Here is a 20,283-nt window from a genome sequence, read left to right on the forward strand (position 1 = left end):
TACCCGAATAAACTGGATGTGAACCATTTATGCAGGAACATACGATACCTGAGAGATTGAAAATCTCCCCATTTTTAGTTCTTCATATGATTATGTCCATGCAAATCGGAATCGGTATTCTCGGTTATCAGCGTGAAATTGCCAAATATGCCGGCTATGACGCCTGGATTTCAATCTTGTTCGCAGGAGCATGCATTCATATCATTCTCTGGATGATCTACAAAATTGCTGAAACAGTTAATGGGGATCTTGTATCGGCTCATATCTATATAGCCGGGAATTTTGGCGGGAAGCTATTAAGCTTCCCATTCATTCTCTATTTTACTGTATATGCTTTGTCGATTCTTCGTTCATTTATTGAAATCGTCCAAGTTTGGATGTTTCCTGAAATGAGTGTATTCTGGTTCACCTTTGCTTTTATGCTGCTTAGTATGTATATCGTGTTTGGCGGATTCCGAACTGTCGTGGGAATAACTGTCTTTGGGCTTCTCCTGCCTGCCTATTTATATTTTACTTTTACTCCTAATGTACAGTTTTCCAACATTAATAATCTTTTACCCATCTGGGACCATTCTGTAAAGGATTTGCTTTTAAGCGCTTATAAAATGTCACTTTCTTATGCCGGCTTTGAAATTGTATTGTTTTTTTATCCTTTTATTAAAAACCCTAAACAATCGAAAAAATGGGGACATCTTGCCTTACTATCCACTACATTCGTCTATTTTAGCTTTGCGATATTATCCTTTGCTTATTTTTCGGAGGAACAGCTCGCAAAAGAGGTTTGGCCAACCTTGACGATGTGGAAAATTTTTAAATTGTCGTTTGTAGAAAGATTCGAATATGTAGGAATTGCCAATTGGAATTTAATCATCCTTCCTAATGTCTGTATCGCGATTTGGGTTGCCTCTAGACTCATTAAAAGAATTTTTAATATCAAACAGAAAAAAGGTATTTATTTCATCGTTATTGTCAACTTGATTGTCATTAATTTTTTTGATTCCCGAGAAAAAATTAAAATGCTTGAGGATTTTACCAGCAAAATGAGTTTTGGGTTTATTTTCTTTTATATTCCCTTATTATTCATTGCCACATTGATTACGAAGAAGGTGAAAAAGAAATGAGAAGGATACCCCTCTTACTCTTAGTAGTGGTGTTCTTGTCGGGATGTGTTCAACCGCTAATTCTTGATGATCTTAATGTCGAAGTTGGCGTCGGATATGATCTATTAAAGGAAAAAAAATTTCGCGGCACAGTTCTCCTGCAAGAATTCAATCCCGATAAATCCATTCTAAACAAAACGTATGTAGCCAATGGGGATTTAAGGAGAGATATTCTTGCAAATGTTCAAAAGCAAACCAATAACCCTCTTGTTACAGGTGGAATTTTAGTGTCTGTCTTTGGAGAGAAGCTTGCAAAAGAAGGAATTATTGAATTTGTAGATGCTTACCAAAGAGATGCGAGCATTGGGGCAAGAAATTTACTAGCAACCACAGAAGGCTTGTCTCAAGATTTGATGCAAGGAAATTACGGAACGCAAGGAACTGCGGTCTACTTATTCGATCTTATTGACCATAATATGAATAGAAGAGATGTACCTAAACAAAATCTTCACGTCGTTCTGCGTGATTATTATCAAGAAGGAAAAGATATTTACCTCCCAAGATTGAAAATGGTAAATTCAGATGTCGTTAAAATTAGCGGGATTAGCCTGTTTAAATTGGACAAAGAAGTAGATGTTATACCTGCAAATAAAATGTTCTTTTTTAAATTATTAGTTGACAAGTATAGTACTGGTAGCTATAAAGTCCATTTGAAAAATGGCAAGGAAACCGATGTCGAAAGCATCAAGTCAAAGCAAAAAGTTACAATTTCGAAAAAAGACCCTTCAAAAGTCACTATTGACATAAAAATTAAAGGTGTGATCCGCGAATATACTGGAACAAGATTAAACTCAAAAATAATTAAAGAAATTGGAGATAATTTAGAAAAAGAAGTGGAAAGGGAATGCTTGAAATTGGTTAAACAATTTCAGGAAAAAGATATCGATCCGATTGGATTGGGTCATATTTACAAAACCAAAAATCGGGGTTTCGATTTTAAAAAATGGAAAGATAATTACAAAAACCTTGAAATTAAGATAATATGCAATGTCACAATTGTGGAAACAGGCGGCGTTGAATAAATACAGAGCGAAGGTAATTTGCCCTTCGCTCTTTAATCATTACTCGAAAACATATATTTTTTATAATGATAGCGAATCGAAAAGATTAAGCTAATCGCAAGCATATTTCCCATTAGCGAGCTTCCTCCGTAACTAATAAAAGGGAGAGGTATTCCTGTAATAGGTAACACGCCAATGGTCATACCAATATTTTGGAAAACATGAAAAGTGATCATGCTAATGACTCCTACACAAATATATGAATAAAAGTCATTTTTCGTTTCCATCCCAACTTTAGTAATTTGGTAAATGAGCATAAAGAATATACTAATGACAATACTTGCCCCGATAAAACCAAATTCTTCGCCAACAATACTGAATATGAAGTCTGTATGGCTTTCTGGCAAATAAACTTCCCTTGTCCCATAGCCCTTCCCGCTCGTTTCACCTGAACCGATAGCAAGAAGAGACCTTGTTAATTGGAATCCAGTCGAGCTTTGGTAATTATAAGGGTCAATCCATGAGTAAATACGGCCAAACTGGTATTCTTTCACCCCTAAATACTTTTCTAATATCTCCGGATGCCAGATGACAAAGTAGAAAATAACAGAGACAAGTGTTATACCTGTTCCGAAAATAGGGGCAAGCAGCTTCCATGTAATTCCGGAAATAAAAATCATCCCTAGCATAATGGCGATAAATACTAAGCCTGTTCCAAGATCAGGCTGCTGCATAACAAGCAAGAGAGGGATCATTGTAAATATCCCAAGCTTAACCAATAGCCATAAATCAGTTTGGACTGTTTTTAACCGATTCTTTTGATGATGTTCTTCGATCACTTTTGCAAGAACAAGGATGAGAAAGACCTTTACAAGCTCAGATGGCTGAAGCGAGCCCATTCCAGGCACAATGAACCAAGATTTGGCGCCATTGATTACCGGAGCAATGCTACTAGGAGCGACAATTAAAAATCCAAGTAAGAGTAACCCAAAACCATATGCATACCAAGATAATTTTTTTAACTGGTCCGAATCAAGGGTAATAACAGCCATGATGATCCCAGTTCCAACCAAATACCAAACAAATTGCTTTAAAAGAAAATTTTCCTTATATTGACCAGTCGTCTGAGCGCTGTAAATCGAAATACAGCTCACTAAGAATAATAAAATCATTATGAAAACTAAGCTAAAATCAAGCCTAGAAGGTGTCGTTTTATTAGAAGTCATATCATTCTCCTTCATAGAAAAAACAAAACTAAGTATTCTGCAATACTTCATTATATTTTTTATCAGAGCAAATCACAACTTCTTAAAGGCGATTGGAAATTATTTCAGTTATACATGTTATTCAAAAGCTAGTTATCCGAAATACTTTTCCTGCACGTCATTCTTCATCCATTCGATATTATTTGGAACCTGCGGAATAAAATACCCTATAAATATCGGTGATGTAACAGACCGCGGGACAACTTTCGCATAAATTTGATCATCAAGCTTGTAGAAAAATAAATTATAGCTGCTGCAATGAAAAGGAAAAACATTCAAAATATAATGCGCGGCCGTCTGTATGTATCTCGCAAAAGAAGTGATATCGTTCATGTCTGCCAATTTAATGTTAAACTCATAAAAACCTATTCTAGGGGCTGTGGAAATAGAAAATATCGTTCCATCCTTTTCATGAATGGTCAATCCTTCAAAATCTTGCGGCTGTACCTTATCAACATAATTGATCTCCTTAAGCCCGACAATTTGCATATGAGGATGGGCAATGGAACCACCAGATAGCGGACCATGATTTTTAAAGAAAATAACGGAACGGTATTCTCCGGTTTCCGTCATTAGTAGCCAATGCTTTAGACCAAATCCAATGAGTTTGATTAAGTGATCCTCCTGATAAGTGGATAGTTCCCCATGACAATCATCCGTTTCTATTAAAACCGTTTGATACGTATTCGCTAAAACAGGATATTTATTTTTTAGAAGGATGATGGAACCATCCACTGCCAATATATCTGTAAGCTTGTCCTTTTCACAAAAGGGACAACTTTGCTCCTTATTTTTTATACTATTAGGTTTCTTAGCTCCAATTCCAGCATTAAAGTATAAATGAGTATTATTATTCAATGTTCCTGCACCTGCTTTTCTATCTTTTCTAGCTTTATTTTATTGAATTTTTTAGGAATTGGCGAGAAGAAGTTTTAAAAAAGGGGCACCCGTTTAGGTGCACCTTAAAAATGATTATTAATGAACAGTTACTTTAACTTCTGTATGTTCATGGAGGCCTTCGTCATTTTCAACATGAATTCTCACTGTGTATTCCCCGCTAGCTGGGAATTGGTACTCTGTTTTATACTCTCCTTTTGCACCTTCTGCCGTATCAACCCATGCCGGATTTGCTCCTTGCTGGAAAATTTCCAGTCTAACGGCTGCATTGCTAAGTGGCTGCTCATCTTTTTCCAAATGAACAACTAAATCCGTTTGTTTATTGGCTTGAACATGATCTGGCATATCCAAGTTTATGGATACATCCCCATGGTGAGAATGACCATGATCATCGCTATCCTCTTTATGTTCATGGTGCTCCTCTTCTAAATGGCCGATTTGGATCGTTTTCGTCGGCATCGTATGCATGTCCCTTGCCGTTACATGAGATTGAACAGAGAATACTCCATCTTCAGGGAATTTATAGTTAGCGATATACTTTCCCTTTTCAGAATGTTCGGCTACAACCATTTCACTTGCTTCCTTTTGTCCTTCTTTCCAAATTTCGAACTTCACTTCGTTGGCGTCATCTACAAATTCTTCCACCTGCGTAACAGTGACAGCTAAAGCTACTTCTTGCCCTGGATCTGCCTTTTCAGGAATATCTAGAACAGCTTCAATAGCGACCGGAGCCACTTCTTGGCTTGTATCATTATCTTTATTCCCAGTTTCGCCGCACCCCGCTAAGGTTATAGCACTTACAATTATCGCATACATCCATTTTTTCAAATTGGTTCCCTCTTCTTTCAATTAAAAGATTTGTTAATTTAAATATAAAGCGTAAATGTGATAAAAGGATGAAATTCTTTAAACAACTTTCCTATTATCGCATCCATTTATTTTGGTCAAATGGTAGGATTCCCAAACATGAACGATTCACTGTCTTGGAAAAGAGAATTTCTAATTGGCTCAGTCAAAGTATTTTCCAAATTCATTGATTAAAAGATTTCAACATTGACCATACTAGTCTTACAAGTGTATATCCCCCTTTTTAAATGCTTCCATTTGGAGGCATTTTTTCTTAATCGGCATAACCATCGCAATTATTTACCAGTAATTCGTTAATAGGCAGTAAAAAACCCGCTGTAATTCAAGCGGGTTTCTTCGTTATTATTGAATTAATCTCAAAAACTGTTTCGTCCGCTCTTCCTTAGGAGCGGAAAAAATCTCTTCAGGCCTTCCTCTTTCAATAATCACTCCGCCATCCATAAAGATGACTTCGTCAGCAACTTCCCTTGCAAAGCGCATTTCATGTGTGACTACAACCATCGTCATTCCTTCATTTGCAAGATCCTTCATTACTTTTAATACTTCACCAACAAGCTCCGGATCTAAGGCAGAGGTTGGCTCATCGAAGAGCATAACCTTCGGCTCCATTGCAAGTGCACGCGCAATTCCTACACGCTGCTGCTGGCCACCTGAAAGCTGATGCGGGTATTCATCCAGCTTCTCACCCAATCCGACTTTTTCCAAAAGCTGTCCGGCTTTTTTCCTAGCTGTTTCTTTTGATTCTTTCTTAACCGTAATTGGCCCTTCCATGACATTTTCAAGGGCTGTCATATGCGGGAAAAGATTGTAGCTTTGAAACACCATCCCCGTTAAGCGCCGGAATGGAGGGATATTCTTTTTGGATACTATCTTTGAAAAATCAAGAGCCTGGTCCTCGATGGCTACAGTACCTGAAGTTGGCGTCTCCAAGATATTAAGGCATCTGAGCAGCGTCGTTTTACCTGACCCAGATGGCCCAATCACGACAACTACTTTTCCTCTTTCTACCTCTAAATCGATTCCCTTTAACACTTCCAGCTGATCAAATTGCTTGTGTAAGCCCTGTATACTAATCATTTATAAACTCCTTCGTTATTTGGCACCGTCAAAGAAAGGTATTTCTTAGTTACATTGCCCGAAAAAGGGGCAAAAGCTCGTCCTCGGTAAATGCAAAACTAGCTAATGACATCGTTAGTTGATTTTTAAACCGTGAATCGCCGATTGCTAGCTCACATACCGATCCAACCTATTTTCAACTCTCTGCTGAACAATCGACAGAAGAAAGCAAATAATCCAATAGATAAGGGCTACTTCCGTATACAAAAGTAAGAATTCGTAATTGGAAGCTGCTATTTCCTGTGCTTTCCTAAATACTTCAGCCACTAAAATCATCGAAGCGAGAGACGTGTCCTTTACTAAGCTAATAAAAGTATTCGAGAGCGGTGGAACCGAAACCCTTGAAGCCTGCGGAAGAATAATCCGAGTTAAAGTTTGAGGATAGGACATTCCAATCGAATAACCGGCCTCCCATTGACCCTTATGAATCGATAAAATCGCTGCACGAATGACTTCTGAAGCATATGCCCCAACATTTAATGAGAATCCGATAACCGCAGATGGAAATGGGTCAATGATAATCCCAATTGTCGGCAGCCCATAAAAAATGATAAATAATTGCACAAGCAATGGCGTTCCTCTTATTGCTGAAACATATACTCTAGCTATGATGTTAAGAATTTTTACTGTTGAAATACGTGCAAGTGCAGTCAATACGGCCAAAATAAGTCCACAAATAAAAGTGATCAATGTTAATGGAATCGTATATAAAATAGCTCCCTTCAGCAGAGGCTGAAGGGAATTTTGCGCAATTTCAATTAGTCGGGATACCCGCTCTGGATCGGACATAATACTATTTAAGAACATCTTCACCAAACCATTTCTCTGATATTTTCAAATATGTGCCGTCATCGATCATGTCTTTTAATACTTTATTCACTTCTTCAACTAGCGGCTGACTTCCTCTTCTAAACATTAATCCGCTCTTTGAAGCATCTTCTGATGTAGCAACAATTTTAACTGGTGCATCCGGCTTATGCTTTTTGAAGTCAAGGAAGGATAATTTGTCATTAAATGTTACATCTGCACGCTTCGAGTTGATTAATTCGATTGCTTGGTTAAACCCTTCAACACCGACAATTTCTGCCCCATTGGCTTTAGCAATATCAGCATAGTTACTTGTCATCGATTGAGCTGATTTCAATCCTTTTACATCTTCAAAACTTGATACTTTATCATTGTCTTGATGTGTGATCAAAACGGCTGCAGAAGAAATATATGGATCTGAAAAATCATACTTTTCCTGACGGTCTGGACGAATTCCCACTTGGTTCGCAATCATATCAAAACGCTTCGCATCTAATCCAGCAAAAATAGCATCCCATTGGGTTTCCATAAATACTGGCTCAACATCAAGACGTTTTGCAATCTCTCTTGCAATTTCCACATCAAACCCAGTTAATTCCCCTTTATCATCATGGTACGTAAAAGGAGGGTATGTACCTTCTGTTCCGATTAATAACTTACCTTCATCTTTTACTTTTGTTAAAAGGTCTTCACTCTTAGCTACTTCCTTCTCAGCAGCTTTGTTCTCTGCAGGTTTTGGAGCCTTATCCGTTCCACAGCCTGCAAGAATAAGCATAAAACTAAATAATAGCATGAATAGAATAGAAAACTTCTTCATCTTTACCCCTCAATTCCTATGTGTTTTATCGGCATTGATAATCATATTACAAGGGCAGCCAACTGTCAAAAGAAATATATTCATCCACTTTATCTTGTCCAATTACGTTCGTATTACTACAATGATTGTTCTTGTCAATGCACATAAAAAAGACGCAAACGATAGAAAATATAATGTGGAAATTAGAAAGGATCCTTAGAATGACGAAAAAATATAACAAAGGCAGCAAAAATCAAAATTCACCTAGAGGAAATACGTCAGATATCGTGAGTGGCGACAACAGCAAAGGAAATAAAAGAAACAAGGATCAAAGTAATAAGATCGAATAACACATAGATAGAGCTGGCTTACTCATGAAGCCAGCTCTATTATTTAATTTAAAGCAAGGCTTTTTAGGAGAGAGCTAAACCTCATTTTTTTAGCTATTTTCGTAAAGTTTGTTGCTTTTATAATGTAAAATTTATCTAGTAAATCTGAGTTGATTGGAGCGGAGGGCACTTGACTCCTGCGGGAAATAGAGGGAAGCGGGAGACCCCGCAGGCGGTAACGCCGAGGAGGCTCCCGTCCCTCCCGCGGAAAGCAAGTGCCCGTAGTGGAAATCAACGGGCAAACTTTGTAGGCTAAAGCAACAATATATGCGAAAACAGCCTTTATTTAGTTTTCCAATATATCGGCGACTTTAGCTATTTTATCAGCAACTTTTTCAATATATCAGTGACATTGACCATTTTATCGGCGACTTCTTCTATTTATCAGCGACCCGTGTATCACTCTTCGAATAAGCCTCAAGTCTGAGCTGCATTTCATGCTGTGGCTCAATGTTCTTTTATTATTTGTTTCATAAAATAGGTGTAAGGAAGCAATAGAAAGCAGGGATACCATTTGAAAAGAATAATTTTCATTTTTTTAGTCTTGGTTGGTTTATATTTATTATGGTCGTCAAATCTTACGAGTTGGCTGTCGTTTGGGAAAGGCGGCGCAGAAGCAAGTTTGTCAAAAACTATTAATATGATTGAGGTTGATGTCTCAGGCATCCGTACAGCAATTATCCCGGAAAACAGAACAAATATAAAAGCAGATCTCGATGGAAAAGGTAAGGTAACAGTAAAGACTAGCGGAGATAAAATTATCGTTGAATATAAACGAAGCTTTCTAAATGGATTTCAATTTTTTAAAAACAAATCACAGCTGAATATTTATATTCCCGAGGATTACCATCGCAGCATGGCCATTGATATTGGTTCGGGACATTTAACCTTTGCTGGACATTCGAAGAAACAGCCGATGAAGCTTGAGAAGCTCACACTTGATTTAAGTTCAGGCAAGGCGGATTTAAAAAACTTAAAGACTGCTGAATTTAAACAGGATGGCTCTTCTGGCATGTTAACCATTGATCATCTTATCACGAAAACAGGGACAGTTGAAATGAGTTCGGGTTATGTCAAAATTAAGCATTATGAAGGGAAACTCGATGCCGAGGTTACATCAGGCAAATTGGACATTCAGATGGATGAACTGACAGACAGATTAGATGTAAGAGTGAGTTCAGGCCATGTAAAGCTTGATCTGCCAAAGAACGCTGATTTTTCTTTAAAAGGGAAAGTCAACAGCGGCATGATTAATTGTAATCTCCCTCTTTCAGGGAAGATTCAGACCAAACATGGGATTGAGGGAGTCCACGGATCCGGAAAGCACATGTTAGATTTATCCGTTTCGAGCGGAATTATTGATCTTCATTAAAAACAAATCCGGATGGTGTTAATACTATCCGGATTTGTTAAAAAAATATACAGAAAACGTAGCTGTAAATTGCCGGCATTTTCTTCTTGAGCCACTACAATCGAGTCCAATCATCGAAACTCCAAACTGTCAAATCATTAGTCGGAACACAGCCCTCATTTTTATTGTTCTGCAGAAAAAGAAGGAAATTCTTAATATCTTTGACTACTTGGACAAAGGGTATTATTTCAAAACTGATTGAGCGATGATATTTCAGATAATCAAGCATTCACATTACTTCCTCTTCAAAAGAATATCGTCTTCTCACCGAATAGGGCGAGTAAAATCTTTTATATTCTTATCCGTACTAAACTTTGAATTTACCTACCACTTCTTGTAAATTTAAAGCCATTTTACTTAATGCTTCAGCTGATACGGATATTTCCACCATGGAGGCATTTTGTTCTTCTGCTGAAGCTGCCACATTCTGTGTATTCCCAGCTGATTTTTCAGCAATATCGGCAACCCCCTCCATTGTTTCTACCATGTTTTGTGCACTTGAATTCACTTGTTCAACAATTGTGGATACCTCTTGAGCTTCGGCTGTTACTTGTTCAATTGACTGAACAATCTCTCGGAAGGCTTCACCTGTTTCATGAACCAATTTAATTCCGTCTCCGACAACTAATGCCCCATGATTCATGGATTGTACAGCCTTCTCCGCTTCTGATTGTATCTCTTGAATGAGTTCGTGGATTTGCCCCGCGGCTTGGCCAGACTGTTCTGCCAACTTGCGAACTTCATCCGCAACGACAGCGAATCCACGCCCATGCTCCCCTGCCCTCGCAGCCTCAATTGCGGCATTTAGTGCTAATAAATTAGTTTGGTTCGCAATCTGGGTAATCAAATCAACAATTTGCCCAATTTCACCCGACTTTTTACCAAGCGCATTCACAACTTCACCAGTTTCACTTACGGAATGCTGGACAAGATTGATTTGTTCTACCGTCTTTGCAACCACCGTATTTCCAATCGTTGCTTTTTCATTTGCGGTATTCGTTAAATCTGCAACGGTTTGAATGGAGGTTGCCGCCTGATTCATTCCATCTGAAATGTCAGCAACCGTTTGAGTAGCATTAGCTGCACTAGAAACTTGCTTTTCAGAACCCCTCGCCACCTCTTGAATAGCAAGTGTAATTTGTTCTGTTGCTGCGCTCGTCTGCTCCGCACTACCCGATAGTTCTTTGGAAGTCGCCGCTACTTGTTCTGCATCGACGCTGACCTTCCGAATCAATTGAAGAAGATTCACCTTCATTCCGTTGAAGGCTTTTGCTAGATTCCCAAGTTCATCCCGATTTTTCACATGAACATCCTCTTGTGTAAGATCACCAGCTGCAATGGCTCCTGCTGCTTTTTCCAATAATAAAATTGGTTTTTTAATCATTTGAGTCATCACTATTCCAATTGAAACGGCCAAAATAAAAGCGACGATACTGAGATAACTGACCGTTTTAATAACTTTTTCTACCTTTTCAGAGTTAGCTATACTTTCTTCTATCATTTTCTTTTCTTGAAATTCGGCCATGCTGTCTGCAATATCCCTAATTTCTCTTGCTAATGGCATTGCTACTTCATGAGAAAGTCTTGCCGCTTCATTAGGATTCGTTTGCACCAAGGAAATGACTTGATCTGATATTTCTTTGAAGTCGTCATTCATTGTTTCCAGCTTTTTTAGTGACTCAAGATTTTCCTTGCTAGTTACTAAATCGAATGAAGCTTTAATATCCTGATTCAAATCATCAATAGCTTGTGAAATCCCATCTATTGAACCTTTTTCCTGTAATAAGATACCTCTTAAATTACTGATTTCTTGGTAAGCGCTATTTTGCATTTTCATAGAATTTTTTAAAATTTGAGTACTGTGATCAACTAAACCAGAAAAAGATTTGTCTACCTCTTGTATATTGTAAAACGAGATAAAGCTAATCGCTCCGAGAAGAATGGCTACACTTAGGAATCCCGCCATTAGCTTTTTACCAATTGTCATCCTCATCTTCATTCTCATCCCTCATTTTCATTTTTAACTTTCCATATACAAAAAAATGCCTGATTCCTATAAAATAGATCAGCCATCACTTTATGATTATGCCTTGTTAATGAACAGCATTGTTAATAGTAAACGAGCGGGACGAATATCATTCCTTATGCTTACAAAAAGGAATGGAAATCTAACCCGCAGGTAGTCAACAATACGAATAAACAAAGCAAATTATTAAAGTTATTTAGTAGCTTGGCGAACATAGTTCAATAGTGAATCAGAACCACAGACCCATAGCTTTGCGTCCCCATCTTTCAATGAGTTTGTCTTTATTAGGAAGTTTTACCTATTAATATCAATTTAAGGATAATTAAAATTAAATAGGTAGTCAACAATTTTTAAAAATAATCTAATATTTCGACAAATGGGCAAATGTTTATCGGCTTTAAGCATAACAGTTCACAATTCTAAAAAAAGAAACCCGAATGGTACAACCATCCGGATTTCTTTTACAGTTGGAAATATAGCGCATTATACACTGTTGCTAAGGATTTAAATCATGCAGCTGCTTTTTTTATAGATAACCTACAATCGAGTCCAGTCATCGAAATTCCAAACTGTCAAATCAATAGTCGGAACACGGCCCTCATTTTTATTGTTCTGCAGGAAAAAGAGAAAATTTTTAATGTCTTTGACTACTCGGACAAAGGGTATTATTTCAAAACTGATTGAGCGATGATATTTCAAATAATCAAGCAACGTCTTTTCATTAACAAACGACAAATAATAAATATTTGTATGGTGATATAGGAACAAGCAGATTCTTTCTAACGATTGTTCCATATTGCTCTCAATATATTCATGTTGAAATTGACTCTTCAGCACGTTGTAGCGCTGATCCTTTACTAAAGCAAGCATTCACATTACTTCCTCTTCAAAATAATATCGTCTTCTCGCCGAATGAGGCGAGTAAAAATTTTGTATTCTTATCTATACTAAACCTTGAATTTACTTACCACTTCTTGTAAATTCAAAGCCATTTTACTTAATGCTTCGGCTGATACGGATATTTCTTCCATGGAGGCATTTTGTTCTTCTGCTGAAGCTGCCACGTTCTGTGTATTTCCAGCGGATTGCTCGGCAATATTTGCAACACCTTCCATTGTTTCCACCATGTTTTGTGCACTTGAATTCACTTGTTCAACAATTGCGGATACCTCTTGAGCTTCGGCTGTTACTTGTTCAATTGACAGAACAATCTCTCTGAAGGCTTCACCTGTTTGATGAACCATTTTAATTCCGTCTCCGACAACTGATGCCCCATGATTCATGGATTGTACAGCTTTCTCTGCCTCTAATTGTACTTCTTGAATGAGTTCGCGGATTTGACCCGCTGCTTGACCAGACTGTTCCGCTAACTTCCGAACTTCATCGGCAACAACAGCAAACCCTCGGCCATGTTCACCTGCTCGTGCTGCTTCGATTGCAGCATTTAAAGCTAAAAGGTTCGTTTGATCAGCAATTTGAGTGATCAATTCAACAATTTGTCCAATTTCACCCGATTTTTTCCCAAGCGCGTTAACAACCATACCGGTTTCACTTACAGAATGCTGGACAAGATTGATTTGTTCAACTGTCTTTTCAACCACCGTATTTCCAATAGTTGCTTTATCATTTGCGGTATTCGTTAAATCCGCAACAGTTTGAATGGAGATTGCAGCCTGATTCATACCACCTGAAATTTCAGCAACCGCTTGAGTAGCATCTGTTGCACTAGAAACTTGCTTTTCAGAACCAATTGACACCTCTTGCATGGCAATTGTAATTTGTTCTGTTGCTGCACTCGTCTGCTCCGCACTAGCTGATAATTCTTCCGAAGTTGCTGCTACTTGATCCGCATTGATGCTAACCTCACGAATCAATTGGTGAAGATTCTTCTTCATATCATTGAAGGAGTTTGCTAGATTCCTAAGTTCATCCCGATTTTTCACTTTAACGTCCTCTTGAGTGAGATCACCCGCTGCGATCGTCCCAGCTGCATTTTCCAACAATAATAATGGTTTTGTAATCATTCGCATAATTACGATACCGATTGAAATAGCCATAATAAAGGCAACGATACTTAGGAAACGGACCGTATTAATTACTTTATCCACTTTTTCAGAAGTAGCTAAACTTCCTTCATTCATATTTTTCTCTTGAATGCCTGCCATGCTGTCTGCAATATCCCTAATTTCCCTTGATAACGGAATTGCCACATCAACCGCAAGCCTTGCCGCTTCTTCTGGATTTGTTTCCATCAAGGAAATGACTTCATCTGACTTCCCTTTAAATTCTTCATTCAATGTTTCAAGTTTTATTAGTAAATCCATATTTGCTTCGGTTGTCACTAATTCAACTGAATCTTTAATATTTTGATTCAGATCAGATATAGATTGAGATAACATATCTGATTGACCTTCTTCCTGTAATAGCACACCTCGCAAGCTAGCGATTTCTCGTGAAGCGTTGTTTTGCATTTTCATTGCATTTTTTAATATTGGAGACCGACGATCAACCAAATCGCTATAGGTTTTGTCTATTTCCTGAATGTTGTATAACGAGATAAAACTAATCGCTCCGAGAAGAATAGCTACACTTAAGAATCCCGTCATTAACTTTTTTCCAATTGTAAACCTCATTCTCATCCCTCATTTTCTCCTTTAATTTTCCCTAGGCAAAAAAAAAATGCCTGATTCCAATACAACAGAACAGCCATCACTTTATGATTAGGTTTTGTTAATGCACAGTATTGCTCATAGTAAATGAGCGGGACGAAAATCATTCCTTGTGCGCACAAAAAGGAATGTACATCGAACCCGCGGGTAGTCAACAATACAAATTAACAAAGCATATATTAAAGTTATTTGGCAACCTGGCGATCATAGTTCAATTGTGAAATGAAACCACAGACCCATGGCTTTGCGTCCCCATCTTTCAATGAGTTTGCCTTTATCAGGTAGTTTTACCTATTAACATCTATTTAAGGATAATTAATATTACGTAAGTAGTCAATATATTATTGCAAATACCTTAATATTTCGACAAAGATTGCGTTGAAAAAGTCATCATTCCTCTGACCATTCGACATGTTTCGTCAAATAAATGGCATACTTTTAGTTTTCATACCTGAAATTATTATTTTAAAATAATTTTACGAAGGAAACATAATTTGATAACCCATCTTTTTTCCATAAAAAAAAGAACTCGCTAATACAGCAAGTCCGTAAAAAATTATTATAGTCCAAATATTTGATAGCTCAAACAATATGAGCCCCCAGTTACCGAATAAATTGAAATTTTTCCCCTGCTGCACCTTTTTCCGCTATTAACGGACACATTGTGATGCTATTGTCACAAATAGCTTCAACATCATTGCGGTCATGGGTCACGATCAAACAGGTCATATTTGCTTTTTTCAAAATCTGAAGTAGGTCTTCACGAATTGACGCTTTTAAATCTGCATCTAAATTACTAAACGGTTCATCCATTAGTAATACTTTTGGCTTCGGTGCAAGGGCTCTGGCAAGTGCCACCCTTTGCTGCTGGCCTCCGCTTAATTCATGTGGATACCGATTCTCGAATTCTTCCATTTTTACAAGTTCCAGCATTTCTTTCAGACGCGGCTTTCGTTCTTTCCTAGGCATCCGTGACAGGCCAAACAGAATATTTTCCTTCACTGACATATGTGGAAATAGTGCATAATCTTGAAAAACCATTCCCACACCCCTGTCTTCAGGCTGAATAAATAACCCCTCATTCACAACAGGCGAACCGGCAATTTCAATTGTGCCTTTCCTTGGTATTTCTAGACCTGATATTAATCGAAGCAGAGTGCTTTTACCACTTCCGCTTTGTCCCAAAACACCAACAATTTCTCCTGTATTCATCGAAAATGAAAAGTCTTCAATTATGGGTGTACCAGAACGCCCAAAGGAAAAAGTGAGATTTTGAATTTCGACGATTTTCATTGCTGCACCTTCTTATCTATCATTTGAAACACGACGACAGACAAAACACTAATACCAATAATCATCAAAGATGAAATGGAGGCTTCGTAAATTTGCTCGTCTTTTGCAAATTGATAGGTTTTTGTAGCTAAAGTATCAAAATTAAACGGTCTTAATAATAATGCCAATGGCAATTCCTTGATGATTTCAACAAATGTCAAAATAAACCCGCTGATTAACGCGCCTTTTATTAAAGGAAGATCGACTTTAAAAAACGTTTTTGTCATGCTAAGTCCTAGCATTCTTGATGCTTCCGAATATTTTGTCCCCACTTTTTCAAAGCCGACTTCTACCGCATTAAATCCTGTAGCCATAAAACGGATCGTATAGCCGACGATTAACATCACTAATGATAAGCTTAAAATAAGCGGAGCTTTTCCCAATCCCATATAAGCGTACAGCGGTGCCAGCCATTTATCAAGTGAAATAAACATGGCAAGAACCCCGATCGCAATAATTGCCCCTGGAATCGAATAGCCGGAGGTTGTTAATTTTGCTAATACATAGGAACCCGCGGAGTGTGAACGGCAAACATTGGCGACAACAACCGAAATAACAAGAATGAGCAAAGTAGCGATTGCAGCAACATAAACCGTTTGGAAAAACAATGTGAAAAAAGTATCATTCCAGACTTTGCTAAACGTTAACTTGGCCCAGGACAATAACTGAATCAACGGGATAAAAAAACCTAATAGAAATACACTTGAGCAATATATGAAAGCTGCCGCTGCCGAAAAGCCTTTCAGCTTCATTGGTACAAGCGGTCTCGACTTATTATTCAAATGATAACGTCTTCTTTGTCTAAGCAGTCTTTCTAAAAAGAACATGCCAACAATGATAATCATCAGCCAGGCCGCAAGTCTCATTGCTGAGTCCACATCATACATACCAAACCATGTCTGAAAAATCGCTGTCGTAATTGTGTGAATGCCAAAATAGCTGGTGACCCCATAGTCACTCAGCACTTCATAAATCACTAATACTGCTCCTGCTACGATCGCAGGTCTTGAAAGCGGTAAAACAACTTTGATAAAAATCGCAAAAGGTTTCCTTCCAAGCAATCTCGCATTTTCAAAAAATGATGAGCTTTGGCTCTCAAGAAATGCTTTTGTCATAATATAGACGTAAGGAAAAAGAAAAATCGTAAAAATAAAAATGGCGCCCCGCAAAGATGAAATTGATAACCATTCAGGATTGATTTGATAATCAAATTGATTCCGGAATGTTGTTTGAATCACACCTGTATAACTAAGCATTGTCCGGTAAGTATAGGCAGCAATATAAGGCGGTATGGCAAGCGGTAATAATAATCCCCAACGAAAAAAACGTTTGAGAGGGAAATCATAGGCAGCAATTAACCATGCAAGTGAAACCCCTAAAATGGCTGTAAAGATTCCTGTGAGCGATACAAGGATGACTGTGTTTGTCACATAGTTTTTTAATAGATACTGGCGGATTTGAAACCAGTTTTGATTTGGCTCCTGAAATAAGGAAAAGAAAACAAACAGGATGGGCAGCAGAATCACTGCCGCCCCAATCATACTGATCATCCACCACCCATTAATTTCTTTTTGGATGAAGCGTTTCACAATATTGATTCCCATTTTACTTCCAACCTGTTTTATTAAATATTTCGATTGCCTTTTGATTATATTTCCCTAAAGTATCAAAGTTAAGCTCCTGTGCTTTGAATTCGCCCCATGACTTCAGGATTTCTGGTTTTGCAGCTTCAGGGTTAACAGGGAATTCGTAATTATTTGCAGATAAATATTCCTGAGCCTCTTTACCTGTTATATATTCAATCAGTTTTGTTGCATTTTCAGGATTTTTGCTATACTTCGTTAGACCAATTCCACTAATATTAACGTGTGTTCCGTTTGTTTCTTGGTTAGGGAAGAAAACACCGATACTTTCTCCTACTTTTGCTTCTTCAGCATCTGATGAATTCACAAGTAGTCCAACATAGTACGTGTTCATAATCGCCACATCACCGATGCCTGCAGCAATCGCTTTCGCCTGATCACGGTCACCGCCATCTGGCTGGCGAGCAAAGTTATTTACGATTCCTTTTGCCCATTGCTCAGCCTTCTCTTCGCCATTTAACTCAATAAAAGAAGCAAGCAGTGATTGATTGTACATACTTGTTGATGAACGAGCTAACACTTTTCCTTTCCATTTCGCATCTGTTAAAGCTTCATATGTAGAAAGCTCATCTGGATTTACTCTGTCCTTTGAGTAAACGATTACACGTGCTCTTGTTGCCATTCCAATCCAATTATCATCCGCATCCCGTAAGTTAGCAGGAACATTTTTATCAATTACATCGGATTTAACAGACTGAAGAATGTCATTATTCTTCGCATTAGCAAGGATTCCGCCGTCAACCGTAATAAATAAATCGGCTTCTGTGCTTTCACCTTCACGCTTTAAACGCTCGATTAATTCTTCCGCTTCCCCTTTGACAACATTCACTTTAATGCCTGTTTCTTCTGTGAATTTCTTGTAAACTTCCTCATCTGCTTCATAATGTCTTGCCGTATAAATATTTACGACCTGGTTTTCTGCTTTTTCAGGTGGTTTTGAGGCTGTTTTTTCCCCATCTGTGTTATTACCAGTTGCACCACATCCGGCTAGACCTATTGTTAGCAAAGCACTAGCAATGACAGGCTTAAGTAATTTTGTGAATTTCATCCTCTGTTTCTCCCTTTTTGTCTATTTTGTGATAATGATAATTATTATCAGTTGCTTCGTTTTTTATTCTACTAGGCATCTATCCTTACGTCAACAGGAAAATTGCATCTTTTTTATTTTTTTGTGAATTCAGGGGAATTTATACAAAAAAATAATGCGCATTTCAAAGTTAAGATCCTAAGAATCCCCTCTAATGAATAATTTAAGCAAGCATAAAGAATAACTAATAGAGTATATAATTCAATTTGATGTTTTGCGGGTAGGGGGAAAAAGAATGGTTCGCCACATAAGAAGCCTATTTAAAAAAAACAATCCAACCAAAGAAAATACCAATGCTAGGCAACAGGCTTCAGATGCCCAAGTTTCCCTTTCCATCCAACTAGATCAAAATATCGAATATTTTCGCTCACTCTATTTAAATAGCTTCGATGTTATGTTTCGGTCTTTTTTAATCGGAGAAAAATTTCAAGGTTATCTCATTTATATTGATGGGCTCACAGATGTTCAAAAAATGGATGAACAAGTCCTTACACCGCTTATGAAGAATAAAATTGAAACGGCAAGTGAATTAACAAATTTTCTTGTTAACAAAACGCCTGTTTCAAGCGTTCAAAAAATGACAAGCTTTTCCGAATGCGTTGATTCAATTTCGAATGGGAATCCCATTCTGCTATGTCATGGAATCAATCTTGGCTTCTCTTTCGGTTTAGCCAAATGGGAAAAACGAAGTATTGAAGAGCCTGCTGCGGAATCAGGCATTCGCGGCCCTAGGGAAGGATTTACGGAAACAATAGGTGTTAATACATCTTTAATACGACGGATTATAAAAAGCCCTGCTCTCAAAATGAAGACTTTGCATGTCGGGGAATATACGAAAACAAAAATTTTTCTTTCCTATATTGAAGGTATTGCAGATCAAACATTAATTGAAGAAGTTGAAAATCGCATAAAACGGATTAAAATCGACGGCATATTAGAAAGTAACTACATCGAGGAATTTATTGAAGATAACACCTACTCGCCTTTTCCACAAATTTTGAGTACAGAGCGTCCAGATGTTGTCAGTGCTAATTTATTAGAGGGGCGAGTTGCCATCCTGATTGATGGCACCCCATTTGTTTTAATTGCACCAACAAGCTTATTTTCATTATTTCAATCACAAGAAGATTACTATGGCCGTTATCTGATTAGTTCAGTAATCCGTATGCTGCGTTTTTTGTTCTTAACAATATCACTATTACTTCCATCCCTATATGTTGCCATTCTTACATACCACCAAGAAATGGTGCCAACTGCTTTATTGCTCAGTATTGCATCTGCTCGGGAATCGGTCCCTTTCCCGGCGCTGGTCGAAGCAATTATGATGGAACTAACATTCGAAGCTCTTCGCGAGGCTGGTGTTCGATTGCCTAAGCAAATTGGTTCGGCTGTCAGTATTGTAGGGGCTTTAGTCATCGGACAAGCAGCCGTTCAAGCTGGACTTGTATCAGCACCAATGGTCATTGTTGTCGCCGTTACCGGAATCGCATCGTTCATGATCCCTCGATATGCAATAGGGATAGGCATCCGAATGCTGCGTTTTCCAATTATCTTATTGGCAGGGTCTTTAGGGCTTATTGGCGTCATGATGGGAATTATAGCGATCATCATTCATTTAGCAACACTCCGTTCATTCGGTGTACCTTATTTAAGCCCAATCGCTCCATTAAAAATAAAAGAATTAAAAGATTCATTCATTAGAGCTCCTTTGTGGAAAATGAACACCCGCCCACATTTTACAGGGAATTTTAATCAATATCGCCAGTCCCCTGATTTGAAGCCCGGCCCTGAAAAAGGAGGGGAATGATAAAGGACAT

Annotated in this window: 16 protein-coding genes, 1 pseudogene and 2 riboswitches; of the genes and pseudogenes, 4 read left to right on the top strand and 13 right to left on the bottom strand. The window is 37.9% G+C overall.

The genetic code is table 11. The features are described from left to right. The first annotated feature begins 29 nt into the window (after positions 1 to 29). Positions 30 to 1,121 (top strand): GerAB/ArcD/ProY family transporter, encoded by a 1,092-nt coding sequence (locus BGM26_RS17925; protein WP_217041661.1) that lies wholly within the window; start codon positions 30 to 32, stop codon positions 1,119 to 1,121. Further along, positions 1,118 to 2,182, top strand: coding sequence for a Ger(x)C family spore germination protein (locus BGM26_RS17930; protein WP_217041664.1), 1,065 nt, complete (start codon positions 1,118 to 1,120; stop codon positions 2,180 to 2,182). Before BGM26_RS17925 ends, BGM26_RS17930 begins: the two co-directional genes overlap by 4 nt. 32 nt (positions 2,183 to 2,214) lie before the next feature. On the opposite strand, the gene BGM26_RS17935 is transcribed toward BGM26_RS17930, so the two are convergent. From BGM26_RS17935 to BGM26_RS17960, 6 genes are all read right to left on the bottom strand, one after another. Then, positions 2,215 to 3,387 (bottom strand): FtsW/RodA/SpoVE family cell cycle protein, encoded by a 1,173-nt coding sequence (locus BGM26_RS17935; protein ID WP_217041666.1) that lies wholly within the window; start codon positions 3,385 to 3,387, stop codon positions 2,215 to 2,217. A gap of 132 nt (positions 3,388 to 3,519) precedes the next feature. Continuing rightward, on the bottom strand, positions 3,520 to 4,284 hold the full coding sequence (locus tag BGM26_RS17940) for a DUF4931 domain-containing protein (protein WP_217041667.1): 765 nt from the start codon (positions 4,282 to 4,284) through the stop codon (positions 3,520 to 3,522). A 117-nt stretch (positions 4,285 to 4,401) separates the two neighbouring features. Next, positions 4,402 to 5,151, bottom strand: a complete 750-nt coding sequence (locus BGM26_RS17945; RefSeq protein ID WP_217041668.1) for a FixH family protein — start codon at positions 5,149 to 5,151, stop codon at positions 4,402 to 4,404. 381 nt (positions 5,152 to 5,532) lie between these two features. Further along, positions 5,533 to 6,267, bottom strand: coding sequence for an amino acid ABC transporter ATP-binding protein (locus BGM26_RS17950; protein WP_217041669.1), 735 nt, complete (start codon positions 6,265 to 6,267; stop codon positions 5,533 to 5,535). A 147-nt stretch (positions 6,268 to 6,414) separates the two neighbouring features. Further along, the gene (locus BGM26_RS17955; protein ID WP_217041670.1) at positions 6,415 to 7,113 is read right to left on the bottom strand and encodes an amino acid ABC transporter permease; all 699 of its coding nucleotides are present in this window, start codon (positions 7,111 to 7,113) and stop codon (positions 6,415 to 6,417) included. Continuing rightward, positions 7,100 to 7,930 (bottom strand): amino acid ABC transporter substrate-binding protein, encoded by an 831-nt coding sequence (locus BGM26_RS17960; protein WP_217041671.1) that lies wholly within the window; start codon positions 7,928 to 7,930, stop codon positions 7,100 to 7,102. Before BGM26_RS17960 ends, BGM26_RS17955 begins: the two co-directional genes overlap by 14 nt. Before the next feature lie 882 nt (positions 7,931 to 8,812). Here BGM26_RS17960 and liaG point away from each other — a divergent pair. Further along, the gene (liaG, locus tag BGM26_RS17965) at positions 8,813 to 9,670 is read left to right on the top strand and encodes a LiaG family protein (RefSeq protein ID WP_217041672.1); all 858 of its coding nucleotides are present in this window, start codon (positions 8,813 to 8,815) and stop codon (positions 9,668 to 9,670) included. Positions 9,671 to 10,016: 346 nt separating this feature from the next. On the opposite strand, the gene BGM26_RS17970 is transcribed toward liaG, so the two are convergent. The 7 genes and pseudogenes from BGM26_RS17970 to BGM26_RS17995 all read right to left on the bottom strand — a co-directional run bounded on the left by BGM26_RS17970 (position 10,017) and on the right by BGM26_RS17995 (position 18,427). Continuing rightward, on the bottom strand, positions 10,017 to 11,708 hold the full coding sequence (locus BGM26_RS17970; protein ID WP_217041673.1) for a methyl-accepting chemotaxis protein: 1,692 nt from the start codon (positions 11,706 to 11,708) through the stop codon (positions 10,017 to 10,019). Between the two features lie 222 nt (positions 11,709 to 11,930). Next, a riboswitch (cyclic di-GMP riboswitch) is annotated at positions 11,931 to 12,025 on the bottom strand. A 247-nt stretch (positions 12,026 to 12,272) separates the two neighbouring features. Further along, the gene (locus BGM26_RS17975) at positions 12,273 to 12,605 is read right to left on the bottom strand and encodes a hypothetical protein (RefSeq protein ID WP_217041674.1); all 333 of its coding nucleotides are present in this window, start codon (positions 12,603 to 12,605) and stop codon (positions 12,273 to 12,275) included. Positions 12,606 to 12,682: 77 nt separating this feature from the next. Then, positions 12,683 to 13,630, bottom strand: a complete 948-nt coding sequence (locus tag BGM26_RS22010; RefSeq protein WP_483297824.1) for a methyl-accepting chemotaxis protein — start codon at positions 13,628 to 13,630, stop codon at positions 12,683 to 12,685. Further along, a pseudogene (locus tag BGM26_RS22015) lies at positions 13,622 to 14,374 on the bottom strand (HAMP domain-containing protein); the annotation flags it as partial. The pseudogene BGM26_RS22015 and the gene BGM26_RS22010, both read right to left, overlap by 9 nt. A 218-nt stretch (positions 14,375 to 14,592) precedes the next feature. Further along, a riboswitch (cyclic di-GMP riboswitch) is annotated at positions 14,593 to 14,687 on the bottom strand. Between the two features lie 320 nt (positions 14,688 to 15,007). Beyond that, positions 15,008 to 15,697: an ABC transporter ATP-binding protein gene (locus tag BGM26_RS17985; protein ID WP_217041676.1), complete on the bottom strand. Its 690-nt coding sequence runs from the start codon at positions 15,695 to 15,697 to the stop codon at positions 15,008 to 15,010. Then, positions 15,694 to 17,340, bottom strand: a complete 1,647-nt coding sequence (locus BGM26_RS17990) for an ABC transporter permease (protein WP_217041677.1) — start codon at positions 17,338 to 17,340, stop codon at positions 15,694 to 15,696. Before BGM26_RS17990 ends, BGM26_RS17985 begins: the two co-directional genes overlap by 4 nt. A 1-nt stretch (position 17,341) precedes the next feature. Further along, positions 17,342 to 18,427: a Fe(3+) ABC transporter substrate-binding protein gene (locus tag BGM26_RS17995; RefSeq protein WP_217041678.1), complete on the bottom strand. Its 1,086-nt coding sequence runs from the start codon at positions 18,425 to 18,427 to the stop codon at positions 17,342 to 17,344. 274 nt (positions 18,428 to 18,701) lie between these two features. Between BGM26_RS17995 and BGM26_RS18000 the strand changes: the two genes are divergently transcribed. Beyond that, on the top strand, positions 18,702 to 20,273 hold the full coding sequence (locus BGM26_RS18000) for a spore germination protein (RefSeq protein ID WP_217041679.1): 1,572 nt from the start codon (positions 18,702 to 18,704) through the stop codon (positions 20,271 to 20,273). Positions 20,274 to 20,283 lie beyond the last annotated feature (10 nt).

The organism is Bacillus sp. FJAT-29790, from assembly GCF_019039215.1.
Classification (GTDB): Bacteria; Bacillota; Bacilli; order Bacillales; family Cytobacillaceae; genus Cytobacillus.